23 protein-coding genes are annotated in these 24479 nt (G+C 69.9%); 14 read left to right on the forward strand and 9 right to left on the reverse strand.

Annotation, left to right across the window (positions count from 1 at the left end; all coding sequences use genetic code 11):
• Both QQZ11_RS09040 and QQZ11_RS09045 read right to left on the reverse strand, forming a co-directional pair.
• Positions 1–240 carry an acyl-CoA carboxylase subunit epsilon gene (locus QQZ11_RS09040; RefSeq protein ID WP_284549952.1) on the reverse strand — a complete coding sequence of 80 codons (240 nt, stop codon included), beginning with the start codon at positions 238–240 and terminating at the stop codon, positions 1–3.
• A gap of 41 nt (positions 241–281) precedes the next feature.
• Positions 282–1871 (reverse strand): acyl-CoA carboxylase subunit beta, encoded by a 1590-nt coding sequence (locus QQZ11_RS09045; RefSeq protein ID WP_284549953.1) that lies wholly within the window; start codon positions 1869–1871, stop codon positions 282–284.
• Positions 1872–1890: 19 nt separating this feature from the next.
• Between QQZ11_RS09045 and QQZ11_RS09050 the strand changes: the two genes are divergently transcribed.
• A complete protein-coding gene (locus QQZ11_RS09050; RefSeq protein ID WP_284549954.1) occupies positions 1891–2673 on the forward strand; it encodes a biotin--[acetyl-CoA-carboxylase] ligase in 783 nt (260 codons plus the stop codon).
• Between the two features lie 2 nt (positions 2674–2675).
• On the opposite strand, the gene QQZ11_RS09055 is transcribed toward QQZ11_RS09050, so the two are convergent.
• Entirely contained in the window at positions 2676–3191 is a 516-nt protein-coding gene (locus QQZ11_RS09055) for a PH domain-containing protein (RefSeq protein WP_284549955.1), read from the reverse strand.
• 46 nt (positions 3192–3237) lie between these two features.
• On the opposite strand from QQZ11_RS09055, the gene QQZ11_RS09060 reads away from it, so the two are divergent.
• Both QQZ11_RS09060 and purE read left to right on the forward strand, forming a co-directional pair.
• Positions 3238–4443 carry a 5-(carboxyamino)imidazole ribonucleotide synthase gene (locus QQZ11_RS09060; protein WP_284549956.1) on the forward strand — a complete coding sequence of 402 codons (1206 nt, stop codon included), beginning with the start codon at positions 3238–3240 and terminating at the stop codon, positions 4441–4443.
• The gene (gene purE, locus QQZ11_RS09065) at positions 4436–4993 is read left to right on the forward strand and encodes a 5-(carboxyamino)imidazole ribonucleotide mutase (RefSeq protein ID WP_284549958.1); all 558 of its coding nucleotides are present in this window, start codon (positions 4436–4438) and stop codon (positions 4991–4993) included. The genes QQZ11_RS09060 and purE overlap by 8 nt, the downstream gene beginning before the upstream one ends.
• Here the strand turns inward: purE and QQZ11_RS09070 are convergent.
• From QQZ11_RS09070 to QQZ11_RS09080, 3 genes are all read right to left on the reverse strand, one after another.
• Positions 4923–5858, reverse strand: a complete 936-nt coding sequence (locus QQZ11_RS09070; RefSeq protein WP_284549960.1) for a PfkB family carbohydrate kinase — start codon at positions 5856–5858, stop codon at positions 4923–4925. The genes purE and QQZ11_RS09070 overlap by 71 nt on opposite strands.
• A gap of 9 nt (positions 5859–5867) precedes the next feature.
• Positions 5868–8864, reverse strand: a complete 2997-nt coding sequence (locus QQZ11_RS09075; RefSeq protein ID WP_284549963.1) for a glycoside hydrolase family 2 TIM barrel-domain containing protein — start codon at positions 8862–8864, stop codon at positions 5868–5870.
• A 68-nt stretch (positions 8865–8932) separates the two neighbouring features.
• Positions 8933–10117, reverse strand: coding sequence for an LCP family protein (locus tag QQZ11_RS09080; protein ID WP_284549965.1), 1185 nt, complete (start codon positions 10115–10117; stop codon positions 8933–8935).
• Between the two features lie 173 nt (positions 10118–10290).
• On the opposite strand from QQZ11_RS09080, the gene QQZ11_RS09085 reads away from it, so the two are divergent.
• Both QQZ11_RS09085 and QQZ11_RS09090 read left to right on the forward strand, forming a co-directional pair.
• Positions 10291–11874: an LCP family glycopolymer transferase gene (locus tag QQZ11_RS09085; RefSeq protein WP_284549967.1), complete on the forward strand. Its 1584-nt coding sequence runs from the start codon at positions 10291–10293 to the stop codon at positions 11872–11874.
• A 19-nt stretch (positions 11875–11893) separates the two neighbouring features.
• Positions 11894–12925 carry a glycosyltransferase family 2 protein gene (locus QQZ11_RS09090; protein ID WP_022910825.1) on the forward strand — a complete coding sequence of 344 codons (1032 nt, stop codon included), beginning with the start codon at positions 11894–11896 and terminating at the stop codon, positions 12923–12925.
• A 45-nt stretch (positions 12926–12970) separates the two neighbouring features.
• On the opposite strand, the gene QQZ11_RS09095 is transcribed toward QQZ11_RS09090, so the two are convergent.
• Positions 12971–13669 (reverse strand): TIGR03089 family protein, encoded by a 699-nt coding sequence (locus QQZ11_RS09095; protein ID WP_284549970.1) that lies wholly within the window; start codon positions 13667–13669, stop codon positions 12971–12973.
• Between the two features lie 48 nt (positions 13670–13717).
• Here QQZ11_RS09095 and QQZ11_RS09100 point away from each other — a divergent pair, with 48 nt between their 5' ends.
• The 5 genes from QQZ11_RS09100 (at position 13718) to QQZ11_RS09120 (ending at position 20286) form a co-directional block, all read left to right on the forward strand.
• Positions 13718–14803: a mannose-1-phosphate guanylyltransferase gene (locus tag QQZ11_RS09100; protein ID WP_284549971.1), complete on the forward strand. Its 1086-nt coding sequence runs from the start codon at positions 13718–13720 to the stop codon at positions 14801–14803.
• A gap of 46 nt (positions 14804–14849) precedes the next feature.
• Positions 14850–15536, forward strand: coding sequence for a hypothetical protein (locus QQZ11_RS09105; RefSeq protein WP_284549972.1), 687 nt, complete (start codon positions 14850–14852; stop codon positions 15534–15536).
• Positions 15537–15680: 144 nt separating this feature from the next.
• Positions 15681–15935, forward strand: a complete 255-nt coding sequence (locus QQZ11_RS09110; RefSeq protein ID WP_022910829.1) for a WhiB family transcriptional regulator — start codon at positions 15681–15683, stop codon at positions 15933–15935.
• 137 nt (positions 15936–16072) lie between these two features.
• Positions 16073–19048: a hypothetical protein gene (locus tag QQZ11_RS09115; protein ID WP_284549974.1), complete on the forward strand. Its 2976-nt coding sequence runs from the start codon at positions 16073–16075 to the stop codon at positions 19046–19048.
• Positions 19045–20286, forward strand: coding sequence for a DUF5719 family protein (locus QQZ11_RS09120; protein ID WP_284549976.1), 1242 nt, complete (start codon positions 19045–19047; stop codon positions 20284–20286). Before QQZ11_RS09115 ends, QQZ11_RS09120 begins: the two co-directional genes overlap by 4 nt.
• Positions 20287–20289: 3 nt before the next feature.
• Here the strand turns inward: QQZ11_RS09120 and QQZ11_RS09125 are convergent, their stop codons facing one another.
• Together QQZ11_RS09125 and QQZ11_RS09130 are read right to left on the reverse strand one after the other, a co-directional pair.
• Complete coding sequence (locus tag QQZ11_RS09125) at positions 20290–20748, reverse strand: metallopeptidase family protein (RefSeq protein WP_284549978.1); 459 nt, start codon at positions 20746–20748, stop codon at positions 20290–20292.
• A 22-nt stretch (positions 20749–20770) separates the two neighbouring features.
• Positions 20771–21130, reverse strand: a complete 360-nt coding sequence (locus QQZ11_RS09130; RefSeq protein ID WP_284549980.1) for a DUF3499 family protein — start codon at positions 21128–21130, stop codon at positions 20771–20773.
• A gap of 132 nt (positions 21131–21262) precedes the next feature.
• Between QQZ11_RS09130 and manB the strand changes: the two genes are divergently transcribed.
• Genes manB through QQZ11_RS09150 form a run of 4 tightly spaced genes read left to right on the forward strand, consistent with a single transcriptional unit; the run spans position 21263 to position 24409 of the window.
• Positions 21263–22669, forward strand: a complete 1407-nt coding sequence (gene manB / locus QQZ11_RS09135) for a phosphomannomutase/phosphoglucomutase (protein ID WP_284549982.1) — start codon at positions 21263–21265, stop codon at positions 22667–22669.
• A 1-nt stretch (position 22670) separates the two neighbouring features.
• Entirely contained in the window at positions 22671–22874 is a 204-nt protein-coding gene (locus tag QQZ11_RS09140; RefSeq protein WP_022910834.1) for a Trm112 family protein, read from the forward strand.
• Between the two features lie 6 nt (positions 22875–22880).
• Positions 22881–23918 (forward strand): SIS domain-containing protein, encoded by a 1038-nt coding sequence (locus QQZ11_RS09145; RefSeq protein WP_284549985.1) that lies wholly within the window; start codon positions 22881–22883, stop codon positions 23916–23918.
• Between the two features lie 56 nt (positions 23919–23974).
• Positions 23975–24409 carry a type II 3-dehydroquinate dehydratase gene (locus tag QQZ11_RS09150; RefSeq protein WP_284549986.1) on the forward strand — a complete coding sequence of 145 codons (435 nt, stop codon included), beginning with the start codon at positions 23975–23977 and terminating at the stop codon, positions 24407–24409.
• Positions 24410–24479: the final 70 nt, after the last annotated feature.

The raw sequence follows: 24479 nt of genomic DNA on the forward strand, positions 1-24479 counted from the left end.
TCAGCGGTTCCGGTAGTGGTTGCGCCAGGCGCCGCGCCCCGGTACGAGGGGACGGCGCAGGACACGGTGGTAGGACTTCCATCCGGCAGCAAGCGGACGGTCGTCCGTCTCCCTGGGCGGTGTCGAGCCCACCGCCGCCAGCACGGCGACCACGGCCGCCAGCTCGGCGTCGTCCGGGTTCCCGCGCAGGATCCGCAGGGCCGACTGGCCCGTTGCATCCGTCACAGGTCCATCGCTCACAGGTCCATCGCTCCCAGGTCCATTCGTCACAGGTCCATCCGTCACAGGGGAATGTTCCCATGCTTCTTCGGGGGCAGTGTCTCGCGCTTGGTGCGCAGCAGCCGGAGCACGCGGATCACCTCGGCCCGGGTCTCATGGGGGTAGATCACCTGGTCGATGTAGCCACGCTCCGAGGCGACGTAGGGGTTGGCGAGTTCGTCGTTGTACTCGTCGATGAGTTCCTTGCGGCGGCCCGCCGGGTCGGGATGGCTCGCCAGTTCCCGTCGGTGCAGGATGTTGACCGCGCCCTCGGCGCCCATCACCGCGATCTGCGCCGTGGGCCACGCCAGGTTGATGTCGGCACCCAGGTGTTTGGATCCCATCACGTCGTAAGCCCCGCCGTAGGCCTTGCGGGTGATCACCGTCACCAACGGCACGGTGGCCTCGGCGTAGGCGTAGATGAGCTTGGCGCCTCGGCGGATGATGCCGTCGTACTCCTGTTCGGTCCCGGGCAGGAAGCCGGGCACGTCCACGAAGGTGAGGATCGGGATGTTGAACGCGTCGCAGGTTCGGATGAACCGTGCCGCCTTCTCCGACGCCTTGATGTCGAGGCACCCCGCGAACACCGAGGGCTGGTTGGCGACCACACCGATGGAGCGACCCTCGATGCGTCCGAACCCGCAGATGATGTTGCCCGCGTACATCGACTGCACTTCCAGGAACTCGTCGTCGTCCAGCACCGTGGCGATGACCTCGCGCATGTCGTAGGGCTGGTTGGGCGAGTCGGGGATGACGGTGTCGAGCAGTCGGTCGTGGTCGGTGATACCCAGGTCGGTGAAGGTCGGGTCGACCCCCGCGTCGCCCACGATCGGTGGGTCCTCGAGGTTGTTCTGGGGCAGGTAGGTGATCAGGTCACGCACGTACTCGAGCGCATCATGCTCGTCGGCGGCCAGGTAGTGGGCCGTCCCGGACTTGACCGAGTGGGTGCGACCGCCGCCCAATTCCTCGAGAGTGACGTCCTCGCCGGTCACCGTCTTGATGACGTCGGGCCCCGTGATGAACATCTGCGAGGTCTGGTCGACCATCACGATGAAGTCCGTCAGGGCGGGGGAGTAGACGTGGCCACCGGCCGCGGCGCCCATGATCAGCGAGATCTGCGGGATCACCCCCGAGGCGTGGGTGTTGCGTCGGAAGATCTCCCCGTAGAGACCGAGCGAGACGACGCCCTCCTGGATGCGGGCACCACCGCCCTCGTTGATGCCGATCAGCGGGCAACCGGTCTTGAGTGCGAAGTCGATGATCTTGACGATCTTCTCCCCGTAGACCTGCCCCAGGGCGCCCCCGAAGATGGCGACGTCCTGGGAGAAGACGCACACCGGTCGACCGTGGATCGAACCGAGCCCGATGATCACCCCGTCACCGTAGGGGCGCTTGTTCTCCATGCCGAAGGCGTGGCTGCGATGCCGCGAGAACTCGTCCAGTTCCGAGAAGGAGCCCTCGTCGAGCAGCGCATTGACGCGTTCGCGGGCGGTCAGTTTCCCCTTGGCGTGCTGACGCTCGACAGCTTCTGGAGTGGCGGCGTGGACTGCCTCGTCGATGCGGCGTCCCAGGTCGGCCAGCTTGCCGGCGGTGGTGTGGATGTCGGGATCCATGACATGACACTATCGGCCCATGATCGAGCTTGCGGAAGCGCTGCGAGGTACTCGTTGGCGGAGGGTCGAGGTGCTCGATTCCACCGGGTCGACGAACGCCGACGCAGCCGTCCTGGCGGCTGCCGGGGAGCCCGACGGGGCCGTGGTGGTGGCCCTGCACCAGACCGCCGGACGCGGCCGGTTCGACCGCCGTTGGGAGGCCCCGCCGGGGGCAACCGTCGCCACCAGCGCGGTGGTGCGCACCGATCGTCCGATGGTGGACTGGACCTGGTTGCCGTTGGTGACGGGGGTGGCCGTGCTGCGCGGGATCCGCGCCGTCGCGCCCGGCTGCGAGCTCGAGCTGAAGTGGCCGAACGATGTCCTGGTTGCCGACGGGAATGCGCCCGGAAAGGTGTGCGGGATCCTCTGCGAACGACACGAGGGCCTCTCGACCGACCCGGGTGCCGCCGCCGTGATCGGCTTCGGGATCAACACCTCGCTGACCCATGAGCAACTGCCCGTGCCGACGGCCACCTCACTGGCGCTGGCGGGTTTCGACGTCGAACCCTTGACCGTGGTGGCGTCGGTGCTGAGGGAACTGGACGACCTGCTGGCCGTCTGGCAGGAGCGTGGCCACCTGCGCGAGGCCTACACCGCCGCGTGCGGCTCGATCGGGCAGAACCTTCGGGTGCAGGTGAGCGACACCGAGCAGGTGAGCGGGGTGGGCGACTCCATCGATCCCGCGGGACGACTGGTGGTGCGCACCGCTGACGGCCTGCGGGCCTTCTCGGCAGGAGACGTCGTGCATCTGCGCCGGGGCTGAGTTCAGTCCTGGTCGTCCCGGTGGGCGCGGTAGATGAGGTCGGCCAGCAACCCCTCGATGTCCTTGACCTGGGGCACGTCGTGCAGCACGACCGGCCGCTCCGAGGCGGTGGAGAAGACCAGCGTCCCGCACCCGAACATGCGGTCGATGATGCCCCGCTCCGAACCGACCGAGTCGATCCGTGACAGCGGCAGTTCGTGACCGTAGCGGTTGAGCACGCCGTGCTTGGTGATGACCCGGCGGGTGGTGATGGTGTAGCTGGTGGTGAACCACTCGATGAACGGACGAACCGAGAACCACAGCACCAGCAGTGCTGCCGCGCCGATGGTCAGCCAGGTGGCGATCGGCTTCCACTCCGGCGGCAGCACGGCGATCAGGGCAGCCGCCAAGGAGGCGACCAGCAGGGCAAGCAGGATCGGGACGAAGACCGCCTTGCCGTGGGTGCGCACCCGCACGAGGGTGCGCTCGTCGGAGTCGCCGCGCCCCTTGAACAGGCGAGCCCTGGATTCACGTGCCATGTCGTCAAGTCTGGCAGACCGGATCACGCCGGTAGGCTCATGCCCCGTGAGCACTCCCTCTTCGGCGGCGGATGGCCGTCCTGCTGTGGCTGGCCCCTACACGATCGGCATCATCGGCGGAGGCCAGTTGGCTCGCATGATGCACCAGGCCTCGATCGGTCTGGGCGTGCACATCAGGCTGTTGTCGGAGGCCGCCGGCTCGTCCGCCGCCCAGGTCATCGGCGACGTGGTGGTCGGGGACCACGACGACGAGGCGACGCTGCGGGCCTTCGCCGAGGGCTGCGACGTGATCACCTTCGACCACGAGCACGTGCCCACCGCGTTCCTGCACCGACTCGAGGACGAGGGTGTCTGTGCCGTGCGCCCCGGACCATCCGCGCTGGTGCACGCCCAGGACAAGGCGGTCATGAGGCAACGACTGGGCTCCTTCGGTGCCCCGGTGCCCGCGTACGCGATCTGCGAGAGCCCTGACGAGCTGAGCGCCTTCGGCGAGAGGCAGGGGTGGCCGATCATCGCCAAGACCAGCCGGGGTGGGTACGACGGCAAGGGGGTCTGGAAGCTCGACTCGGCCGACCAGGCCCACGAGCCCTTCGAGGGCCTCAAGCGGACCTCGGCGGGGGAGCGGGTGGTGATCGTCGCCGAGGAGTTCGTCCCCTTCGTCCGCGAACTGTCGGCCCTGGTGGTGCGCAGTCCTGCCGGGCAGGCCGTCGCCTACCCGATCTCGGAGTCGGTGCAACGAGACGGCATCTGTGTCGAGACCACCACCCCCGCCCCCGGGCTGACCGACGACCAGTCGATCGCCTGCCAGCAGTTGGCGCTCGGCATCGCCCACGAACTGGGGGTGGTCGGCATGCTGGCGGTGGAGTTGATGCAGCGGGAGGACGGCTCGGTGGTGGTCAACGAGTTGGCGATGCGTCCGCACAACACCGGTCACTGGACGATCGACGGTGCCCACACCAGCCAGTTCGAGAACCACCTGCGCGCCGTGCTCGACCTGCCGCTCGGGGACCCCGGTCTGCGGTCCCGGAACGTCGTGATGGCCAATGTGCTCGGTGGTTCGGAGCCTGACCTCACCGGGGCCTTGCAGCACTGTTTCGCGCGTGACCGCAAGCTGCGGGTGCACCTCTACGGCAAGGACGTGAAACCCGGACGGAAGGTCGGTCACGTGACCTGTCTGGGGAACGATCTGGACGACACACTGCGCCGCGCCCGGCATGCCGCCGGCTACCTGATGGGAGACGCCAATGCCTGAGGCCCGCGTGGGAATCGTGATGGGTTCCGACTCCGACTGGCCCACCATGGAAGCCGCAGCGGCGGCCTGCGAGGAGTTCGGGGTGGCGGTCGAGGTCGACGTCGTCTCGGCGCATCGCATGCCCGAGGACATGCTCGCCTACGGACGAGGGGCCCACACCCGCGGGCTCGAGGTGATCATCGCCGGGGCCGGGGGAGCCGCGCACCTGCCAGGGATGCTGGCCGCCCTCACCCCGCTGCCCGTCATCGGGGTGCCCGTGCCGCTGAAGTACCTGGACGGGATGGACTCACTGCTCTCGATCGTGCAGATGCCCGCCGGTGTGCCCGTGGCCACCGTGGGCGTGGCCAACTCGCGCAATGCCGGGCTGCTGGCGGTGCGCATCCTGGCGGCCGGCGACCCGGTGTTGACCGAGGCGATGCTGGCGTTCCAGGAGGGTTTGCGTGACCTGGCGAGATCCAAGGGCGAGAAGCTGCGGTCACTCAATCGGCCAGGCGCAGGAACTCCTCCACCGCCTCCCGGTGGGGGATCGAGCCCAGACCCTTGCCGGTGACCTTGAGACCCGCCGCGGCATTGGCGTAGCGGGCGGCATCGGCCCACGACAGCCCACGGGTGACGGCTGCCACCATCGCCCCCGTGTGCGTGTCACCGGCGCCATTGGTGTCGACGGCCCGCTGGGGGAACCCTGGTATCACCTCAGTGCGTGAGCCGTGCCAGACGGCGCAGCCCTGGTCGCCGTCGCGGACCACCACCGCCCGAGCCCGTGACAACCGCCCCGCGACCAGTCCGGCGGCCCGGTCCATCTCGTCGGTCCCGACGAGGGCAGAGGCCTCGTCCATGTTCGAGGTCCAGACGGTGGTCACCGCCAACACCCGCGAGACCACCTCGGGCGGCAGTTCGGCGAAGATGGCCCCCGGATCCAGCACCACGTCGACCCGCTGGCCCCCGTCGCCGATGGGCAACCCCTCGAGCCAGGCCAGCAACGGGGTGAGGGTGGGTTCCACCAAGGAGTAGCCGGAGACGCAGACGAGGTCGCCCGGCTGGGGTGCGCTGGTGTCGAAGGAGCCCACGCTCACCTGGCGTTCGGCTCCCCAGGTGGTGACGAAGGTGCGCTCTGCGGTGGGCTCCAGCAGCACCACGCACACCCCGGTGTCGAGCTGCTCCACCGGCGGTGAGGTCACCTCGACCCCCTCGCTGTGCAGGGCATGGCGGATGAGGTCGGCGTTGATCCCTGACCCGACCGATCCGGCATGGACGGCCGTTGCGCCCGAACGGGCGGCGGCAATCAGGATGATCGCCGCGCCGCCCGGCTGCCGGGTCACCCCGGCAGCCATCACGTTGCCACCCCGGGGAGGCAGCCCGGGCACGTCACAGACCAGGTCGACGAGGGCCTGGGCCGTGTGGATCAGACGAGCCATCCCGGATCCTCAGCCGAGGGGGGTGAACGCCAGCCGCATCGCCACCGGCTGTGCGGTCACCCGGTACTTCTGCTGCGGCAGCGGCCCACAGGCACCCGATCCGGCCGGAGCCACCCTGGCATCGAGTGTCAACCAGTTCACCTGGTCGGCCACCAGATCGGGGGTGTGGCGGGCCTCGCGGATCGCATGCTGGCTCCACGGTGCCAGCGAGACGGAGATCGGCTCGGCATCACCCAGCACGGTCACCCGGAACCCCGCCTCCCCGACAACCCCGTCGCCGGACTCCCCTTCGCCGAACACCTGGGCCCAGCGCACCTCGCTGCGGTGTCCGTTTCCCTGGGGAGCCACATACGGGGTCTGCAGCTCGGACACGTGGGCGCTCCAGCGTCCGATCTTCTGGGACTCCTGGGTGTCGACATAGCTCTCACCGGGTCCACGGCCGAACCAGGTCAGCTGGTCGAGGCCCGTGGGCACGCTCATGGTCAGTCCCAGACGAGGCAGCATCTGCTCACCCCAGGGGCCGTGCGGTTCAGCGGTCAGGTCGAGCACCAGCGACTCGCCCACGGCCCGCCACTCGAACCTGGCCACGTAGTCGCGACTGGAGGCGGCCGCGGCCGTGCGGGTGGTCACCACCAGCGTCCCCTCGGCCTCCTCGACCGACAGCACCTTGCTGTGCAGGCGGTGCAGGCCGATCTGTTCGCCCGCGCGCTTGATCACCTGCCCCCCGCCCATGCGTTCGTTGTCGATCCAGGCGCGGAACAGGTCGAACTCCACTCCGTCGAGGTCGATCCCGCCCAGGCGTACCAGGCGTCCTTGCCCGTCGAATCGGGCCGGGCCCACGGTCCAGCCATCGGGCTCGGACACCACCCCGATGGCGTCGCCGGTGACGATGCGCTGCTCTCCGGAAGACAGCAGTCCCTGGCCGGAGGCCACCTCGTGGCCCGCCTTGGCCCACGCCGTGTCGGAGGCCAGCCGGGCCGTGACCGTGAGCCAGCGCTCCCCGGCCGCTGCGGGCAGCCCGCAGATCTCCTCGGGGAGTGACACGGTCACGCTGTGACCCGCGTCGATGGTCGGCACGTCCAGGTCACCCGAGGCCAGCGGCTGTCCCTCGTCCGACACCGACCACGCGTAGGTGTAGGCCGAGTCGTCGGCGAAGCTGAGCACGCTGGTGAGGGTGATCTCCTCGCCCACCACGATCCTGATCGGTGCGATCACGGTGGCGAACTCGACCAGGCCGGGGCTCGGGGTGCGGTCGGGGAACACCAGGCCGTCGATGATGAAGTTCCCGTCGTGCAGTTCCTCGCCGAAGTCGCCGCCGTAGAGGTGGTGCACTCCCGCGTCCTCGGTCGCCGATCGACGAGCCGACGGGTGGGAGGTGGCCTGCACACCGTGGTCGATCCACTCCCAGATGAACCCGCCGTGCAGCTTGCTGTGGGCGTCGAACAGGTCGGAGTAGTCACGCAGTTCACCGGGGCCGTTGCCCATGGCGTGGCCGTACTCGCAGAGCAGGTGTGGCTTGGCCAACTCGTTCTCGCTCTGCGGGCGGGCGCCCAACTTGCTGCCCTCGGGCAGGTCGCGCTTGGCGCCGATCGCGTCGAGCTCAGGGATCGAGGTGTACATCTGACTCCACACGTCCGAGACCTCGACGTCGTAGTCACCCTCGTAGTGCAGGAACCTGCCGGGGTCACGCTGCTTGGTCCAGGCGGCCATCCGGCGGTGGTTCTCACCGAAGCCCGCCTCATTGCCCAGCGACCAGCTGATGATGCTGGCGTGGTTCTTGTCGCGCTCGACACTGCGCTGCACGCGGTTCATCAAGGCGTCGAGGAAGCGGTGGTCCGCGGGCGGGTTGGCCACCCAGCCCTCGGCCTGGAAGCCGTGCGTCTCGTGGTCGGCCTCGAGCATCACCCACAACCCGTACTCGTCGCAGAGGTCGAGGAACCGCGCATCGGGCGGGTAGTGGGAGGTGCGGACGGCGTTGACGTTGTGCTGCTTCATCAGCAGCACGTCGCGCAGCATGGTCTCGTCGTCGAGGCTCCGCCCGCGGACGGGGTGCCACTCGTGGCGGTTGACCCCACGCAGGGTGATCTGGCGCCCGTTGACAAGGATGCGGTCACCCTCGATCCGCACGGTGCGGAAACCGACACGCACCCTGACCTGCTCGGTCTCGGTGGCCACCACCGCCTCGTACAGGTGGGGTGTCTCCGCCGTCCACGGCTGCACCTGACCGAGGTGGTGTTCCACGTTTGCGGCGACCTCGTGCAGGGCCAGTTCGGGGATGCTGACGGTGGCGAGCACCGGCTCCCCGGCCCGAGTGACCTCGACCCGCAGCACGCCGGCACCCGTGTGGTGGTCGTAGTCGGCATGGACGAAGACGTCGTCGATCCCGAACTGCGGACGCGCCAGCAGCGTGACGGGACGGAAGATGCCCGACAGCCACCACATGTCCTGGTCCTCGAGGAAGGTGGCGTCCGACCACTGCTGCACCTGCACGGCCAGCACGTTCTCGCCGTCGACCAGGTGGTCGGTCACGTCGAACTCGGTGGTCAGCCGCGAACCCTTCGAGAAGCCCAGTTCGTGTCCGTTCAGCCAGACCACGAAGGCCGAGTCCACTCCCTCGAAGCGCAGCACCGTGCGGGCCTGGTCGCGGTCCCAGCCGACGGTGAAGGTGCGCTGGTAGAGCCCGACTGGATTCTCGTCCGGGACGACGGGGTCACCCCCGGCACCGTAGGTGGGGATGGGGTAGTTGACGTTGGTGTAGGCCGGACGCCCGTAGGGGGCATCGCCGGCGGGGTCGACCATCTGCCAACAACTGGGGACGGCGAGGGTGTCGAACTCCGAGGCGTCGAAGCCCGCAGTTCCGAAGCCCTTGGGCACCTCGTCGAGTGAGCCCACCAGCCGGAAGGCCCAGTCACCGTTCAGCGAGGTCTGCGGGGCATCGGTCTGCAGGTGGGCTCGGGGCGGCATTGCACCCTGCCACGGCGTGAAGTCGGCGATACGGGAAGTCATGCCAACCACCCTAGCCAGAGCTCACCGGCGCGGGTATGGTCGCTCATCGCAGGGGTGAGTGGGCTCGGTCACCTGTACTGCTGCAGGCCGCTGGTCGACCCCTTCGCGAGCTGGGCGAACATGGCCCGGGCCTTGGCCTCGTCCCACAGCACCGAGGAGCCGGCCGGTGTCTGGGCGTTGGTGTTCGACAGGGGCACCACCAGGGTCAGTCCGGACGACCCCGAGGTCTGCCTGAGGCCGAGGCCGATTCGCGCCAGCTCGAGCATCGACGTGTTGTGGTCACGGTGCACCAGGTCGGTGGCCGCCGACCAGAACTGCCAGTAGCGCCACGGCAGCAGCATCGCCGGTGAGGTGATCCTGTCGGCCACCTTGCCCACGATCTCGCGTTGCCGCTTGGCGCGTCCGATGTCGCCCTGGGGGTCGGACTTGCGCATGCGGGAGTAGGCCAGCGCCTGGTCGCCGTCGAGGGTCTGGCACCCGGCGGGGAGGTTGGCGTGTGAGTCCTTGTCGACCATCGGCTTGTCCAGGCAGACACTCACCCCGCCGACGGAGTTCACCAGCCGCGGGAAGGCCGTCATGCCGATCTCGAGGTAGTCGTCCACGCGCAGCCCGGTGTTCGCCTCGACGGTGCGCACCAGCAGTTGCGGCCCTCCGAAGGCGTAGGCGGCATTGATCTTGTTCTTGCCGTGCCCCGGGATGGTGACGTAGGAGTCGCGGGGGATCGAGATGAGGGCCGGCTTCCCGCTGGTGGGCATCACCAGCAGCATGATCGTGTCGGTGCGGGAGCCCGAGTTGGTGGAGCTGTCACGTGAATCCGTACCGGCCAGCAGTACCACCCGGCCGGGGGTGTCGGCCGCCCTCTGCGCCGGCAGCGCGTCGAGGGTGCCGCCACGCCCCAGCAGGTACACCGGCGTGGCCACCAGGAAGGCGAGGTAGAGCGCGACGAGTGTGACCAGCACCCTGCCGAAGCCCGACCCGCCGCGACGTCGCCGGTGAGGGACCGGACGACCCGTGGGCGGTGGCGGAAGCACCGGCGGATGGTCGCCGACCGGCGGCTGGCCCGAGCCGGCCCGTCCCGCCCCCGGACCGTAGCCGGACGGCACCGGGCCCTGCGGTCGTGCTCGGGGAGCCTCTGGGGCGTTGCGACCGTCCCGGGCATACGGGGGGTTCTGGGCAGACGGGGGGTTCTGGCCGTCCTGCCCGTCACGGCGGTAGAGCCAGTCGAGATCGTCGCGTCGAGGTGCATCGTTCACGCGCTCAACGGTAACCAGTCGGTGCCCACCCATCGGTGCCACCGGCACCACGGACCCGGGTCGACGACCAATCCTCGGACCACGGTGGCAGCGGCGTGGCACGGACCAGCCCGCGGGTCGTCCGCGCATACTGGACAGCGCCTCGGCCTTCCCCCGCAGCGAAAGGTGCGCCCGTGACCGACACCGCAGACAGTCCCACCGTCGCCCAACGCAGCGAACGGGTGGTGCTGCGTCGCGGCATCGGCTACCTGGTGGGCAGCATCCTCGTGCCGGGCTCGGCCCAGTTGGTCGGTGGCAACCGGCGGGTGGGGGTGGTGGCGCTGCGCGTCATCGGTGCCCTGCTCGGTCTGGTCATCGTCCTCGGCCTCGTGTCGCTCGTCTGGCGGACACCGGCGGTCACACTGCTGGCCAGTGGCTGGTTCTGGAAACGGATGCAGTGGGTCCTGATCGTGTTGGGGGTCTGCTGGGCCGCACTGGTGCTCGACGCCTGGCGGGTCGCCCGTCCGATGGGCATGGCCCCCCGGTCGAGGTTGGGTTTCGGCATCGGTGCGCTGCTGCTGGCGATGGCGGTCTTCTTCGGCTCGCTGGGACTGGGGTCGATGGCGCGAGCCCAGGGCGACCTGCTCTCGAAGGTGTTCGCCGGTGGTGGCAGCCGCAAGGCCACGGCCGGACGCATCAACGTGCTGCTGCTCGGTGGCGACGCCGGGGCGGACCGGACCGGTCTTCGTCCCGACTCGATCACGGTCGCCTCGATCAGCGAGCAGACGGGGCGCACCGTGCTGTTCAGTCTTCCGCGCAACCTCGAGGACGTGGACTTCCCGCCGTCGTCCCCCCTGCACAAGCTGTACCCGCACGGTTACTCGTGCCCCGACCACTCCTGCCTGCTCAACGCCGTCTACATGCTGGGCCAGGACCACAAGGACCTCTACCCGGGGGTGGCCGACCCGGGGGTGCAGGCAACCAAGGAGGCCGTCGAGCAGACCCTGGGGCTGTCGATGAACTACTACGCGATGATCGACCTGCAGGGCTTCATCTCCCTGATCGACGCTGTCGGCGGCATCACCCTTGACGTCAACAAGCGGGTACCCATCGGGGGCGGCACCTCGAAGGTGTTCGGCTACATCGAGGTGGGAAAAAACAAGCACCTCGACGGTTACCACGCCCTCTGGTTCGCCCGGTCGAGGCACGGGTCGACCGACTACGAGCGCATGATCCGACAGAAGTGCGTGATGAACGCCATGCTCAACCAACTCAACCCGGCCACGGTGGTGGTGAAGTTCAACGACATCGCACACGCGGGGCAGCAGATCGCAGCCACCGACGTGCCCGCCAGCGAGGTGAACCGGTTGATGACACTGGCGACCAAGGCCAAGGCGAAGCCGATCAGTTCGGTCTCTTTCACGCCCCCGCTCATCTATCCCGGCAATCCCAAGCTCGCCGTGATCCGGCAGACGGTGAAGCAGCGGATCTCGGCCTCCGAGGCCCTGGACGATCCGAGCAGGCGCAGTTCCACCCCTGGCTCGAGCGGCACCTCCGGGTCGACGAACACGTCGGGGTCGGACGGGTCGACTGACACCTCGAAGTCAACGGGGGCCGCCGGCCCGAGCGGTTCCGCCGGGGAACCGGGCTCGTCGTCGAGCCCCACGACAGCGGCCGGATCCGGGTCGTCGGCGAAGCCGACGGCACCCGCCAGTGACGACAACGGCACCCCCCAGCCCCAGAACGACGACCTGTCACAGGTCTGCGCGGTTTCTTGATGGCTGCAAGGATGGGGGCGTGAGAGATCAGTGGCCCTCCTTGAGCGTGGTGATGCCGGTGCTCAACGAGGAGAAGCACCTGCGTGCCTCACTGCAGGGCGTGCTCGACCAGCACTACCCGGGTCCGCTCGAGATCGTGCTGGCCATTGGGCCCAGCACCGACCGCACCCACGAGATCGCCGAGCAACTCGCCGCGGACGACCCGCGGATCGTCGTGGTCGACAATCCGACGGGCACGACACCCGACGGGCTCAACCTCGCCATCAACGCGAGCTCCCACGACCTGGTGGTGCGGGTCGACGCCCACGGTGAACTGGGCCCCGACTACCTGAACCTTGCCGTCGAGACACTCCAGCGCACCGGCGCGGCCAACGTGGGCGGACTGATGGACGCGCGGGGCACCACCGACTTCGAGCGCGCCGTGGCGGCTGCCTACAACTCCCGGATCGGCCTGGGCGGGGGAGCATTCCACCTGGCCGACTCGAGCGAGGGGCCGGCCGACTCGGTGTTCCTGGGCTGCTTCCGACGCGATGCCCTCCGGCGCGCCGGGGGATACGACCCCGACCTGCGGCGTGCCCAGGACTGGGAGTTGAACCTGCGTCTGCGCGAGGCCGGTGAACTCGTCTGGTTCAACCCGGGGCTGCGGGTCACCTATCGTCCGCGGTCGACGGTGCGAGCCCTGGCGCGGCAGTTCTACACCACCGGCAAGTGGCGCCGCGAGGTGATCAGGCGTCATCCCCAGACGGCCAGCGCCCGTTACCTGGCCCCGCCGGTGGTGGTGCTCGGGTCGGCTGCAGGGTTGGCCGTGGGAATCGTGGGGTTGGTCGGGCAGCACCGGCTGCTGGCCGCAGCGCTCGTCGCCCCCATCGGTTACGTGACCGGGGTCGCCATGGGCGCTGCCACCATCAAGGGTGACCTCCCGCGAGGTGCGCGGATGCGCCTGCCGCTGGTGCTGGCGGTCATGCACCTGGGGTGGGGGGCGGGCTTCGTCCGCGGCCTCAGCGCCGACGAACGGACGAACCCGCATCCAGCGCCCCGCCCCACCTGCTGAGGTTCGGCGCCGGCGGGCTCGGCGGTTGCCGGATCCGCGTCCGGGTCAGCGAGCAGCCCGCTCTGCAGTGGCGATGGCCTCCACCCGATCGTCGGGGGCAGAACCGTCGACGACCACCAGTGAGCCCCCGCCCACCAACGCCCCGACCAGTGCGTCCAACATCACCTCGGGGGACGAGGCCACCACCAGACTGCGCCCCCTGACCGGGGCCAGGCCTGCCAGGGCCGCACCCGTGAGCTCCTCGCGGGACCCGGTCCACCACACCTGCTCGGCAGGGGCGGCGCCGTTGAGGTGCACGTCGGGTTCGGAGAGGATCTCGTGCGCGTCGGTGACCCCGGGCAGCGGTCGTCCGAAGCCGAGGCCGAGCGGGTGCAGGGAGCACGCAACGGTCTCGACGCCGGGCACCGGGACGGGATGCTCGGGGCCCAGCACGGCGAGGTCGACCATGCCCAACTCGTCGCGGGGGGCCACCACCACCCGACCGCCGGCCTGCCAGCCGGCGAAGACCCACACCCACGACAGCCAGTGACCGGGGTGGTCGAACACCAGGGGCAGTCCGAGTACGGGTTCGTCGTCCACCCCGAGGGTGCCACACAGGTTGCAGGCCTTGTCGACCCAGTTCGCGAAGGTCACCGCCGACAGTTCCACTCGCGCACCCGACTCGGGGTGGTACCAGGTGAGCAGTGGACGAGCGCCGTCGCGCTGCACCCTGGTCTCGAGGGCGTGGAGAACGGTGGCCTGCATCGCGCCAGTCTAGGTGGGTCGGGTGCAGGCGGCCGATAGGGTCGCGTCATGCGTTACGTGGTGGTCGTGGCCGGGGGGTCGGGGAAGCGGTTGTGGCCGTTGTCGCGGCAGGGCGAGCCCAAGCAGTTGCTGGAGTTGATCGGTGACAAGTCGTTGTTGCGGATCAGCTATGAGCGGGTGCGGGGTGTGGTGCCCGACGAGCGCATCCTGATCTGCACGGGTGCCGACTATGCCGCCTCGGTGGCGGCGCAGGTGCCTGAGGTGCCGGCGGGCAACATCCTGGGTGAGCCGGTGGGTCGTGATTCCCTGAACGCGGTGGCCTGGCCGGCCGCGGTGTTGGCGGCCGCCGATCCCGAGGCGGTGATGGCGGTGCTGACGGCCGACCACGTGATGCGTCCGGAGTCGGTCTTCCGGGAACGGTTGGACGAGGCCTTCACCCTGGCCGAGCGGGTGCCCGATGCGTTGGTGACGTTCGGGGTGGTGCCCACGTCGCCGCAGACGGGATTCGGTTACCTGCACCGCGGCGGGCCGTTGGGCCTCGACGGGGTGATGCATGCCTGCGCCGTCAGCGGGTTCACCGAGAAGCCGCAGCGCCGGGTGGCCGAGCAGTACCTCGAGTCGGGGGAGTACTGGTGGAACTCAGGGATGTTCGTGTGGCGGGCCTCGGCGTTGCTGGCGGCGCTGGCCGTGGTGCAGCCGGCCACGCATGCCCAGGTGCTGGAGTTGGCTGCCGAGCCGGGCAGGCTCGCGGAGATCTATCCCCAGCTGCACAAGGTCTCGGTGGACTACGGGGTGATGGAGCCCGTCTCGCGGGGGGAGGCGCCCGGGCGGGTGGTGGCGGTTGAACTCCCGATCAGCTGGTACGACGTCGGCTCCTTCCTGGCGTTGGCCGGCCAGCTCCCGACCGATGCCGGGAGGAATGCCCGCCAGGGGTGCACCGTCGTGCTCGACGGGTTCGACAACCTGGTCATCAACCGTCGCTCCGATGAGCACGTGGTGGCCGTCTCCGGGCTGCGCTCGATGGCCGTGGTGGTGACCGATCGGGCCACCATGGTCGCCCCCTTGGCCGATGCCGAACAGGTCAAGGAACTCGTCGCCAGGGTCGCCGACGAAGTCGGGCCACGGTTCGCGTGAGCCTGCCCGATCTAGAGTGAACCCGGATCAATCCTTGGGAGGGCTCATGTCAGGTGTCGAACGCCATCGACTCGCAATCGCGTGGTTCGCGGTCGGACTGACCGTCGCGGCCTTCGCGATCGGCTGGATCTCGCTGCTGTCAGGAGGCCTGCCGCAGGCCTCGACCTTGGCCACGTTCATGGGCGGTGGGCTGGTGCCCCTCGTCCATGCCCTCGCCTCGATCGTCGCCCTGGTCTGGGCTGCGACCGCGGCGCCACGCCTCGACGTGCGCGCCCCGGCGGGTGTGCTGGGCGGCCTGCTGGTCGTGGACGCGGCAGTGGGACTGGTCTTCGGGGTCGTCGCCCTGATGACCGACCGGTGGCGGTTCGCCACCTCTGCGGGGGACGCGGTCGAACTGGTCGCCAAGCTGGGGTTGGCTGTCATCTGCCTGCTGGTCGCCGCCCATCCGGCGGGTGATCGGGCGACCTCGCCGCCGCAGTTCCCGGCACCCCACGCCCAGACCCCTCAGCTGCCGGGCCAGCAGTCCGTCCGCGGGGGTGCACCCACGCAGCCATCGGCCCAGCAACTCCCCAGTTGGCAGCCCGACCAGGCCTCGGGTGGGGCATGGCTTCGGGCCGGTGACGCCGCCACGGGTGCCTCCGCGTCGACCTGGGGAGAGCCGACGGAGACCCCCGAGGGACGGCGGGGACCAGCCAGCTGGGAGCCCGCTCCCCGGGACCAGGACCGGTCGTGACATCTTCGTCCGGAAACGGCGACGCGCCACGCCGAAGATCTGCAACTTTTTCTCGCCCTCAGCTTGACGTGGGTCGAACCACACGCTTGTAATTTGATTCAACGGAGCCGCCGGTTGGCAGCTTCGAGGGTCGAGAGGAATCCGATGGGCGATTTGCTGACAGTGCTGTCGACGACCGAGGGACCGCTCGAGTGGCAGGAGCGAGCCCTGTGCGCGCAGACGGATCCGGAGGCGTTCTTCCCCGAGAAGGGTGGATCGACGCGGGAGGCCAAGAAGGTCTGCGAGACCTGCGAGGTGAAGCGGGAGTGCCTGGAGTACGCGCTGGCCATGGACGAGCGGTTCGGCATCTGGGGGGGCCTGTCGGAACGCGAAAGGCGACGCCTGAAGCGACGCGCCTGAGCTGGTCCTCGCCCGTTCCGCTCTCGTCCGGGCCACCTTCGGGTTGCCCGATGAACGCATCCGCCTAGACTCGGCACCTGATCGGGCCACACCACGGCCGACGAACGTGCACCGCGCCACGGCGGGGAGGAGGCCTGATGACCCACGCCACACCGGTGGACGCCACCCCTGACGACGCCGGCTCCCGGGCCTCCCCGGCCCCGAGTGTCGAGCCCGGGACTGAATGGGCCTGGGCCCACGAGGAGACCCCTGAGCCGCAGTCGAGGATCTCGGCTGCTGAGGTGGCCGCCATCCTGGTGGTGCACGACGGAGCCGAGTGGCTGGCCCGCTCTCTCGTCGCGCTCGGTCGCCTGGACGATCGACCCGGGCTGGTGATCGCCGTCGACGCCGACTCGCGTGACGGATCCCGCGACCTGCTCGACAAAGCCGTGGACGAGGGACTGCTCGACGAGGTCGTCGACGCCCCGTCCGGGGGTTTCGGACAGGCCCTGCAGGCCGTCGTGCCCCTGCTGCCCCGTGACCACGTGTGGCTGTGGCTGCTGCACGACGACGCGGAACCCCGGCGCACCGCACTGCGGGAACTGCTGCTTGCGGTGTCGGCTGCCGACCCGACCCCTGACGTTGTCTTCCCCGCCCTGCTCCAGCCCCAGCGCCGCAACCACGCGACCCGGGTGAGCGAGGTGGGGCAGTCGGTCACCCTCTCCGGCGACCGACATCTGTCCATCGATCCCGGCGAGATCGACCAGCGTCAACTCGACCCGGGAGACACCCTGGGCGGGTCGAGTTGCGGGATGCTGCTCACCCGATCCGCCTATGACGCCCTGGGTGGGTTCGATCCCGACGTCCCGCTTCACCGCGACGGACTCGACCTCGGGTGGCGCGCCCAGGAGGCCGGTCTCACCGTGCGCACGGCCCCGGCGGCGGGCATCCACCACCGGCAGGCCGGTCGGCTGCAGGACCGTCCGGGCAGCGTCGATCCGGCGCTCGACCGCCAGTGGGGCATGCGAGTGGTGGCCGCACACGCGACCCATCCGTCACGGTCCCTCGTCTGGTTGACGTTCACCGCCATGCTGAAGGGCGTGGGCCTGTTGCTCGGGAAGTCACCCCGGGCCGCGCTCGCCTGGTTCCGGGCTGCCCGCGGCATCGCCGGCGACCGGGCCGTGGTCCGCCGGATGCATGGGCGCAATCCGAACGCCGGCCTCCCGATCGACCGGGCGCTGCGTCCGACCCCTGCACAGACCTTGCGGGCCGCGGCTGAACGCCTGTTCGCCTCCTTCGCCGACCGCTATCGCGACTTGCGCGAGGACCACTCCGACACCTCCATCGACGCGCTCACCGGTGACGACTTCTCGGGTGGACGCTCCAGTTCGCGGCTGGCCTCACCCACCAGCGTGGTGCTGGTGGCCATGGCCGTCACGGCGTTGGTGGTGGCCCGTCACCACCTCGGAGGTGGACACCTCGTCGGGCCGCGGCTGCTGCCCGCGCCACAGGACCTCGGCCAGGCCTATCGGCTCTGGGCCGCCGAACCCGTGGCGCTGCCGGGCAGCAATGCGCCCTGGATCGGATGGAGTGCGCTCGGCTCGACCCTCGCCTTCGGTTCCCCGGAACTGTTCGCCCGACTGCTCGTGCTGGGGGCTCCGGTGCTCGGCACCGCCACCTGCCTGTTGTTGATGAGGTGGGTGCTGCGCGACAAGGGCCGGTGGCTGCAGGCTGGACTGTCGGCGCTGTGGGGCATGGGCGTCGCGCTGCTGGGGTCGACCGGCCGGGGGCTGCTCGCCACCTCGCTCACCGCCGTGGTGATGCCGCTGGCCGCCCTGGCCGCAGTGCGTTGGTTCGCGCTCGACCGGCAGGGACGCGAGCCCGGTCCTGGTGACGCCGTCGCAGACGAGGTGCGCTCCAGGCCCGGCACCGCAGAACTGTGGCGCGCGCCCGCCTCCCTGGCTCTCTGGCTCGGGGTGATGGCCACGGCGACTCCCGTGTTCGCCCTGGTTGCCCTCCCCTTCGCCGCCCTGCACGGGCTGGCGCGCAGCCGCTGGAGCGGCAGGACCCTGCTGGTCGCGGTCGGCCCGACGGCGATGATCGCCACCTGGATCCCACGCCTGTTGCACCATCCCGGACGAATGCTCACCTCGGCCGACCCGCTCGCCACCGCCCATCCCGACCTGCCCGCAGGAATGTGGTTGCTCGTGGGGGGTTCCGTGGGCGGCTGGACGGCCTGGCTCAGCGCTGCCGTGATCGCCGCGACCGCCTTGGCGGCCGTGGCGGCCGCCATCGTCTCGGCGTTCGCCGGGCGCTCCGGTCCACTGGGCTGGATCGGGATCGCGGTCAGCAGCTTCGGGCTGGCCCTCGTGCTCGGCAAACGTGCCTTCCTGCTCGACGGAGCCGTGGCCCGTCCGGCCATCGACGTGTGGTTGCTGATGGGCTTCGGGGCGCTGGTGGTCTCGTTGGCCCTGTCGTACGACGATGCGGCGCGACGCGAGGGTGGACGAGTGCTGACGCGCTCACTGATGGGGGTCACGCTCGCCCTGGTGGTCGCAGCCGGCGTGGCCTGGATCCCGGGTGACCGGATCGCCGCCCTGTCCGTGCAGCGGTCCTCCCTGCCCTCGTACGTGCTGGCCGTCCAGGACTCACCCCGGCGGTCGCGAACCCTGATGATCGACCTGTCGAGCCAGGGTGTCGTCTCGTGGAACGTGGTCAGTCGCACCCAACCCCGGTGGGGCTCCGGCGAGCAGAACCCTGCCGGCGACGAGGCAGCCGCACTGGCCCTGGGTGGGCTGGTGAAGCAGATCGCCGAAGGGGCCACCTCGGACGAACTGGCGCAGTCCCTGCGCGCACGAGGCATCGGTCACCTGTGGCTGCGGTCCCCGTCGACCGCGCAGGCCAGCGGGCTGAACAACGCGCCGGGGCTCGTACCCGGATACGTCGACGACTCCACTCGGGTGTGGACGGTCTCGGAGGGGGCCACCTACCAGCCGCCCGCCCGTCGCTGGGGTGTGGCCTCGGTGGTGGTCGAGTCGCTGGTCGCCCTGCTGCTGATCGGACTGGCCGCGCCCGTGCTCGGGACACCCTCCGGTGCGAGCCCTCGACGGGCCCGGGGTGAGGTGGACCGATGAGACGAGGCAGACGCATCCTGCTCGCGGCCGCCGGGGCGGTGGCCGGGCTCGGGCTCGTGGTGGGCGGTCTGGTGAGCCCGACCGAGTCGCGGGAACCCACCCGACTTCCCGATGTCGCCACCCTGCAGATGGGGGTGTGCCCGGTGCAGGGAGCCTCCGGTGACCTGGTCGGCGGCACGACACCGGGGGCCCGGGTACGCATGTTGGCGGAGTCGACCGCGGTCTCGGCCACCGCGCCCATCACGGCACCGGTGATCGTGACCCAGAACCAGGCCGGTGGCGTGCTGCCGCCGGGGGTGAACCTGAGTTCGCCGACCGGCAGGAGCTTCGCCGCCTGCTCCGAACCAGCCTCCACCTCGGCCGTGCAGGTACCCGACCCGAGCGTCGCGGACCTGTTGCTGGTCAACCCGGACAAGACCCAGGCCGTCGTCAACCTGGCCCTCAGCTCGGTGAACGGGTCACTCACCACCGCTGGTTCGCGTGGGCTGACCATCCCGCCGGGACAGGTGAGGGTGGTGCCCATCTCGGTCCTCGCCCCGGGTTCGGACCCGGTCACCGTGGTGCAGACCGCCACCCAGGGACGAGTGGTGATGGTCAGCCGCACCATCGACGGGGCGGTCGACCAGTTGGCGGCCACCCAGCCTGCCGCCGAGGTCGTCCTCCCGGGGATCGTCGCCGGATCGACCAGCACCCGGCTGGTGCTGGGCAACCCCGGCGAGACCCGTACCCAGGTGACCGTGAAGGCGATGAACGGGCGCGGCGAGTACGTGCCGGTGGGCACCGAGAACGTCACGGTCGATGCCCAGTCGAGCGTGCAACTCGACCTGACCGGTGCCCTCGAGGGGGAGGCGACCTCACTGCACCTCACCGCCGACCAGCCGATCGTGGCCACCGCGGAGGTGAGGGTCGGGAACGACACGGCCATGGTGGGCAGCGCCCCGCTGGCCCCGGTCATCACCGACATCCCCGCCTCGGGGGTGGTCCAGGTGGCCAACCCGAATCCTCAGCCGGTCACCGTCCAGGTCACCTCGGGCAGTCGCACCACCCGCGTCAGGGTGCCCGCCTCGGGGGCCGCCGGCACGGTGGTGCAGGCCGGGCAGGTGGTCACCCTCAGCAGCGGCCTGCCAATCGCCGCAGCCTCGATCATCGCGAACTCCGGGGTGGCCGTGCAGCCGTTGCGGGGTGCCGTCCAGCAGTCCAACGAGGTGCAGATCGACCAGGACCCGCGGCTGGGCTGAGGCTCAGTCGTCCTCGTCGCCGACCAAGGGGTCGATGTCTCGGGGATTGCGGGCGGTCAGGGCGGCCAGTTGCTCCACCACCGTGCGATGCACCAACCTGCGCAGATGACGGCGTCCGGTCGATCGCTGTTCGAGGGGCCTGCGATAGACCACCACCCGTGCGGGCTGGGTGGCTGAGGCCTCCATCGCGGCGGCCAGAGGCACCCGGGTGTCATGCTCCCGAACGGTGGGCACCTCTTCGACCCCCACCTCGATGTGGTCGAGCAGCCCCGGCTGCAGGCTGCCGATCCGCGCCAGCGATGCCGTCAGACACTCGGTGAACCACGCCGCGGCTGTCGGGTTCCGGTGGGCGAGGAAGGCGGCGCGCACCTCGTGTGCGGCTCGGCGCGTGGTGGGCTCGGCCGCGAGCGGCACGAGGGGTCCACGCATGCCGCGGTCGTGGCGGTCGCGGTGGCGTGGCATGGGGGTGAGCCTAGCCCTCGCCTCAGCGTTCGGCGATGACCTTCAGGTGCCGCTTCTCGGCCAGCACCACCACGTCGCGGCCGAACTCGGGGGAAGGGGTTGGCTCGTCCACCCGCATGCCGACCTCGCGGATCGCATCGGCGAGGGCGAGAAGGTCGTCCAGTGGGGCCTGACGTGGTTCGTCGGAGTGGGGCATCCGGATGGTCTCCCAGCCCCGTGGCGCCGAGGTCGAGGCCGAGTGCTGGTCGCACAGGTCGTAGCTGGCGGGGTCCACCTCGGGTGACAGGGGACCGATCACGGCCGTCTGGTCGGCGTAGACGTAGGTGAGGGTCGTGGTGGCCCTGGCCCGACAACTCGTGCGCGAACAGACCCTCGATCCCATCACTGTGCCCCCTTCGTCGTGCCGCAGCCGAGCCTGTGGTCCGGGTGCCCGGTCACCCAGAGGAGGTTACGACTGCTGACGGCGGAGGTGTGGCAGGCGCGCTGGAGTGGGCCCCGGCGCTAGTCTCGACCCGTGATCGAGGCGAGCGTGTTCAAGTCCAATGACATCCGTGGAGTTGTCGCCGGTGGGGAACGCCCCGGTGAGTGGGACGAAGCCGGCGCCGCCCGGATCGGGCAGGCCTGGGCCGACCTGGCCGACCCGGCCTGGCGGGCCACGGTGGTGGTCGGCCGTGACATGCGGGTCTCGGGTGAGGCGATCAGCCGCGCCTTCATCGCCGGGCTGCGTTCCCGCGGAGTCGACGTCCTCGACTCGGGGCTGAGCAGCACCGACCAGCTGTGGTTCGCGTCCGGTTCCCTCGACCTGGCCGGGGTGCAGTTCACTGCCAGCCACAATCCGGCCGACTACAACGGCATCAAGTTCTGCCGCCCCGGCGCCGCCCCGGTCGAGCCTGCCTTCCTGCGGGCGGTGGCGGAGCGGGCCCTGCAACTCGAGGCCGACCAGTCCCCGCTGGGCGAGCCCACGGGTGACCTGGCACAGGTCGACACCCTGCCGGGATACGTCGCCCACCTGCACTCCCTGGTCGACACCGCAGGCTTGCGCCACCTCACCGTGGTGGTCGACGCCGGCAACGGCATGGCAGGTCACACCGTCAGGGCCGTCTTCGACGGGGTCGACGTCGACCTGGTCGGCCTCTACCTCGATCTCGACGGCAGCTTCCCGAACCACCAGCCCAACCCCCTGGAGCCCGAGAACCTCGTCGACGCCCAGCGCGCCGTCCGGGAGCACGGTGCCGATCTGGGATTGGTCTTCGACGGCGACGCCGACCGCTGTTTCATCATCGACGAGCGTGGTGAGGTGATCACCCCGTCGGTGGTGACCGCGCTGATCGCGGCCTCGGAGCTCGGACGGGAGCCGGGTGCCACCATCGTGGTCAACTCCGTCACCTCGGGCACCGTCGAGCAGGTGGTCACCGAACTCGGCGGACGAGTGGTCACCTCGCTGGTGGGCCACACGCACGTGAAGGCACTGATGGCCGCCGAGCACGCGATCTTCGGCGGCGAACACTCCGCCCACTACTACTTCCGCGATTTCTGGGGTGCTGACACCGGCATGCTGGCAGCACTGCACGTGCTCGCCCTGCTGGGACGCAGCGACCAGCCCATGTCTGCGCTGGTCACCGACTACCAGCGGGTGTCGAACTCCGGTGAACTCAATTCCACCGTTGCCGACCAGGCAGCGACCATCGAGCGAGTGGCGGCAGCCTTTGCCGGCAAGGGCAGCATCGAACGGGTCGACGGCCTCACCGTGCGAGGGCTTGACGCCGAGCAGCGCCCTTGGTGGTTCAACCTTCGCGCCAGCAACACCGAACCCCTGTTGCGGCTCAATGTCGAGGCCGCCACCGACGAGATGATGGCCGCCATCCGCGATGATGTCCTTGACCTGGTGCGCACTCCCGCGCCCACCCCCGAAGGAGCCTGAGATGTCCCACCCCACCAGCGAACTGGAACTCGCCCCCGAGTTCCTCGAGATCGCCGCCTGCCCCGCCTGCCACTCGAAGTTCGCGGTCGACTACGACGCCCACGAACTGGTGTGCACCTCGGCCGTCTGCGGACTTGCCTACCCGGTTCGCGACGGCATCCCCGTGCTGCTGATCGACGAAGCCCGTTCAACCCTCGAGAACTGAGCCACCATGTCGGCCGGTGACTTCGACGACTCCCTGTTGGAACAGACCAGGCTCTCCGAGCGTGCCGACGACCTGCTCCGATCGCTTGCCTCGGCAGGTTCGCGGGTGCGCCGTGAGGCCCAGGGATCGGCGGACGAGCCCTTGGCGGCAGGCTTCGAGGCCGGGCTGCGTCCCCGTGGGGTGATCGCGGTCGGTCCCGAGGCGCGGCTGATCCGGGCCCTGCTCGAACCCGTCTGCCCGGTGCCCTTCATGGCATGGCCCCACCCGGGGCTGCCGGCCTGGGTGGGTGCCCTCGACCTCGTGGTGGTGCTGGCACCGTCCGGCTCCGATCCGGCGCTGGTGGCCTCGGTCGCCGAGGCCGTGCGTCGAGGCGCCGCCGTCGTGGTGGCCGCCCAGCCGGGATCGGCGATCGCGGAGCGCGCGGGTTCGCGCACCACCTTGTTGCTGCCCGTCACCACCGGCGATGCGTTGGCGTGCGTCGTGCAGGTGCTGAGCGTGCTGCACCAGTTGGGGTTGGGGCCGTTGGTCGTCCCCGAACAGGTCGCCGATGCCGCTGACCTGGTCGCCGAGGAGTCGTCTCCGCACCGCGACCTCACCACCAATCCCGCCAAGGAACTGGCGGTGGCCCTGGCCGACGCCCAGCCCCTGGTCTGGGGAGGCACCGTCCTGGCCGCCCGCGCCTCGCGCCGGGTCGCGGAAGCCATCCGCCGATCGTCGGGGCGAGCCGCCCTGGCCGCCGACGCCAGCGAACTCCTGCCCGTCATCGAGGGGGTGCGCGAACGTGACGTGTTCGCCGATCCGCTCGAGGACGGGGAGGAGACCAGGCCGGTCCTGGTGGTGCTGGACGATCCGGCCGGCGATGCCCAGGTGCGTCAGGAGCGGTCCCAGTTGCTGGCGGCCGCTCAGGCCCATGACGTGCGGGTCTGCGTGGTCGAAGCAGGCAGCGAGATGACGCAGACGTCGTCGATGGAGACCTACGTCACCCTGTTGCAGAAGGGCCTGTTCGGGGCCGCTTGGCTGGGGATCGGCCTCGGCGCGTTCTGAGTCTCCCTGCCACGGTCGCCCTGCTCGGACCGGGCGCCTGCGGATAGGCTGCCGCCATGGCTGACGTGCTGGTGCTCAACGGACCGAACCTCGGACGACTGGGTCGTCGCCAACCGGAGATCTACGGCGCGACCACCCACGCCGAACTGGCCGACCATCTGGTCGAGACCGGACGAGGGTTGGGCCTGGTGGTGGAGGTGCGCCAGACCGACGCCGAGCACGAGATGATCGGCTGGCTGCACGAGGCCGCGGATGCCTCGATCCCCGTGGTCATCAATGCCGGCGCCTGGACCCACTACTCCCGGGCGATCGGGGACGCAGCCGCGATGGTCCCCGCCTACGTCGAGGTGCACATCTCGAATGTGCACGCCCGCGAACAGTGGCGCCACGTTTCGGTGCTCTCGGCCGGTGCGACCGGAATCATCGTGGGCTGCGGCCTGGGCGGATACGACCTCGCCCTGGCTCACCTGGCGTCGCTGCGCCAGGACTGACCTGAGCCACGACATACCTGAGCCACGACATACCTGAGCCACGACATACCTGAGCCACGACGGGCGGGGT

Origin of the sequence: Aestuariimicrobium sp. T2.26MG-19.2B (assembly GCF_950101875.1) — a bacterium.
Lineage (GTDB): Bacteria > Actinomycetota > Actinomycetes > Propionibacteriales > Propionibacteriaceae > Aestuariimicrobium > Aestuariimicrobium kwangyangense.

What these genes read in the sequence shown, in the direction of transcription:
- QQZ11_RS09045 (WP_284549953.1), bottom strand. Translation starts at nt 1,871, where the DNA reads ATGGATCCCGACATCCACACCACCGCCGGCAAGCTGGCCGACCTGGGA.
- QQZ11_RS09050 (WP_284549954.1), top strand. Translation starts at nt 1,891, where the DNA reads ATGATCGAGCTTGCGGAAGCGCTGCGAGGTACTCGTTGGCGGAGGGTC.
- QQZ11_RS09055 (WP_284549955.1), bottom strand. Translation starts at nt 3,191, where the DNA reads ATGGCACGTGAATCCAGGGCTCGCCTGTTCAAGGGGCGCGGCGACTCC.
- purE (WP_284549958.1), top strand. Translation starts at nt 4,436, where the DNA reads ATGCCTGAGGCCCGCGTGGGAATCGTGATGGGTTCCGACTCCGACTGG.
- QQZ11_RS09070 (WP_284549960.1), bottom strand. Translation starts at nt 5,858, where the DNA reads ATGGCTCGTCTGATCCACACGGCCCAGGCCCTCGTCGACCTGGTCTGT.
- QQZ11_RS09075 (WP_284549963.1), bottom strand. Translation starts at nt 8,864, where the DNA reads ATGACTTCCCGTATCGCCGACTTCACGCCGTGGCAGGGTGCAATGCCG.
- QQZ11_RS09095 (WP_284549970.1), bottom strand. Translation starts at nt 13,669, where the DNA reads ATGCAGGCCACCGTTCTCCACGCCCTCGAGACCAGGGTGCAGCGCGAC.
- QQZ11_RS09100 (WP_284549971.1), top strand. Translation starts at nt 13,718, where the DNA reads ATGCGTTACGTGGTGGTCGTGGCCGGGGGGTCGGGGAAGCGGTTGTGG.
- QQZ11_RS09105 (WP_284549972.1), top strand. Translation starts at nt 14,850, where the DNA reads ATGTCAGGTGTCGAACGCCATCGACTCGCAATCGCGTGGTTCGCGGTC.
- QQZ11_RS09110 (WP_022910829.1), top strand. Translation starts at nt 15,681, where the DNA reads ATGGGCGATTTGCTGACAGTGCTGTCGACGACCGAGGGACCGCTCGAG.
- QQZ11_RS09115 (WP_284549974.1), top strand. Translation starts at nt 16,073, where the DNA reads ATGACCCACGCCACACCGGTGGACGCCACCCCTGACGACGCCGGCTCC.
- QQZ11_RS09120 (WP_284549976.1), top strand. Translation starts at nt 19,045, where the DNA reads ATGAGACGAGGCAGACGCATCCTGCTCGCGGCCGCCGGGGCGGTGGCC.
- QQZ11_RS09125 (WP_284549978.1), bottom strand. Translation starts at nt 20,748, where the DNA reads ATGCCACGCCACCGCGACCGCCACGACCGCGGCATGCGTGGACCCCTC.
- QQZ11_RS09130 (WP_284549980.1), bottom strand. Translation starts at nt 21,130, where the DNA reads ATGGGATCGAGGGTCTGTTCGCGCACGAGTTGTCGGGCCAGGGCCACC.
- QQZ11_RS09140 (WP_022910834.1), top strand. Translation starts at nt 22,671, where the DNA reads ATGTCCCACCCCACCAGCGAACTGGAACTCGCCCCCGAGTTCCTCGAG.
- QQZ11_RS09145 (WP_284549985.1), top strand. Translation starts at nt 22,881, where the DNA reads ATGTCGGCCGGTGACTTCGACGACTCCCTGTTGGAACAGACCAGGCTC.
- QQZ11_RS09150 (WP_284549986.1), top strand. Translation starts at nt 23,975, where the DNA reads ATGGCTGACGTGCTGGTGCTCAACGGACCGAACCTCGGACGACTGGGT.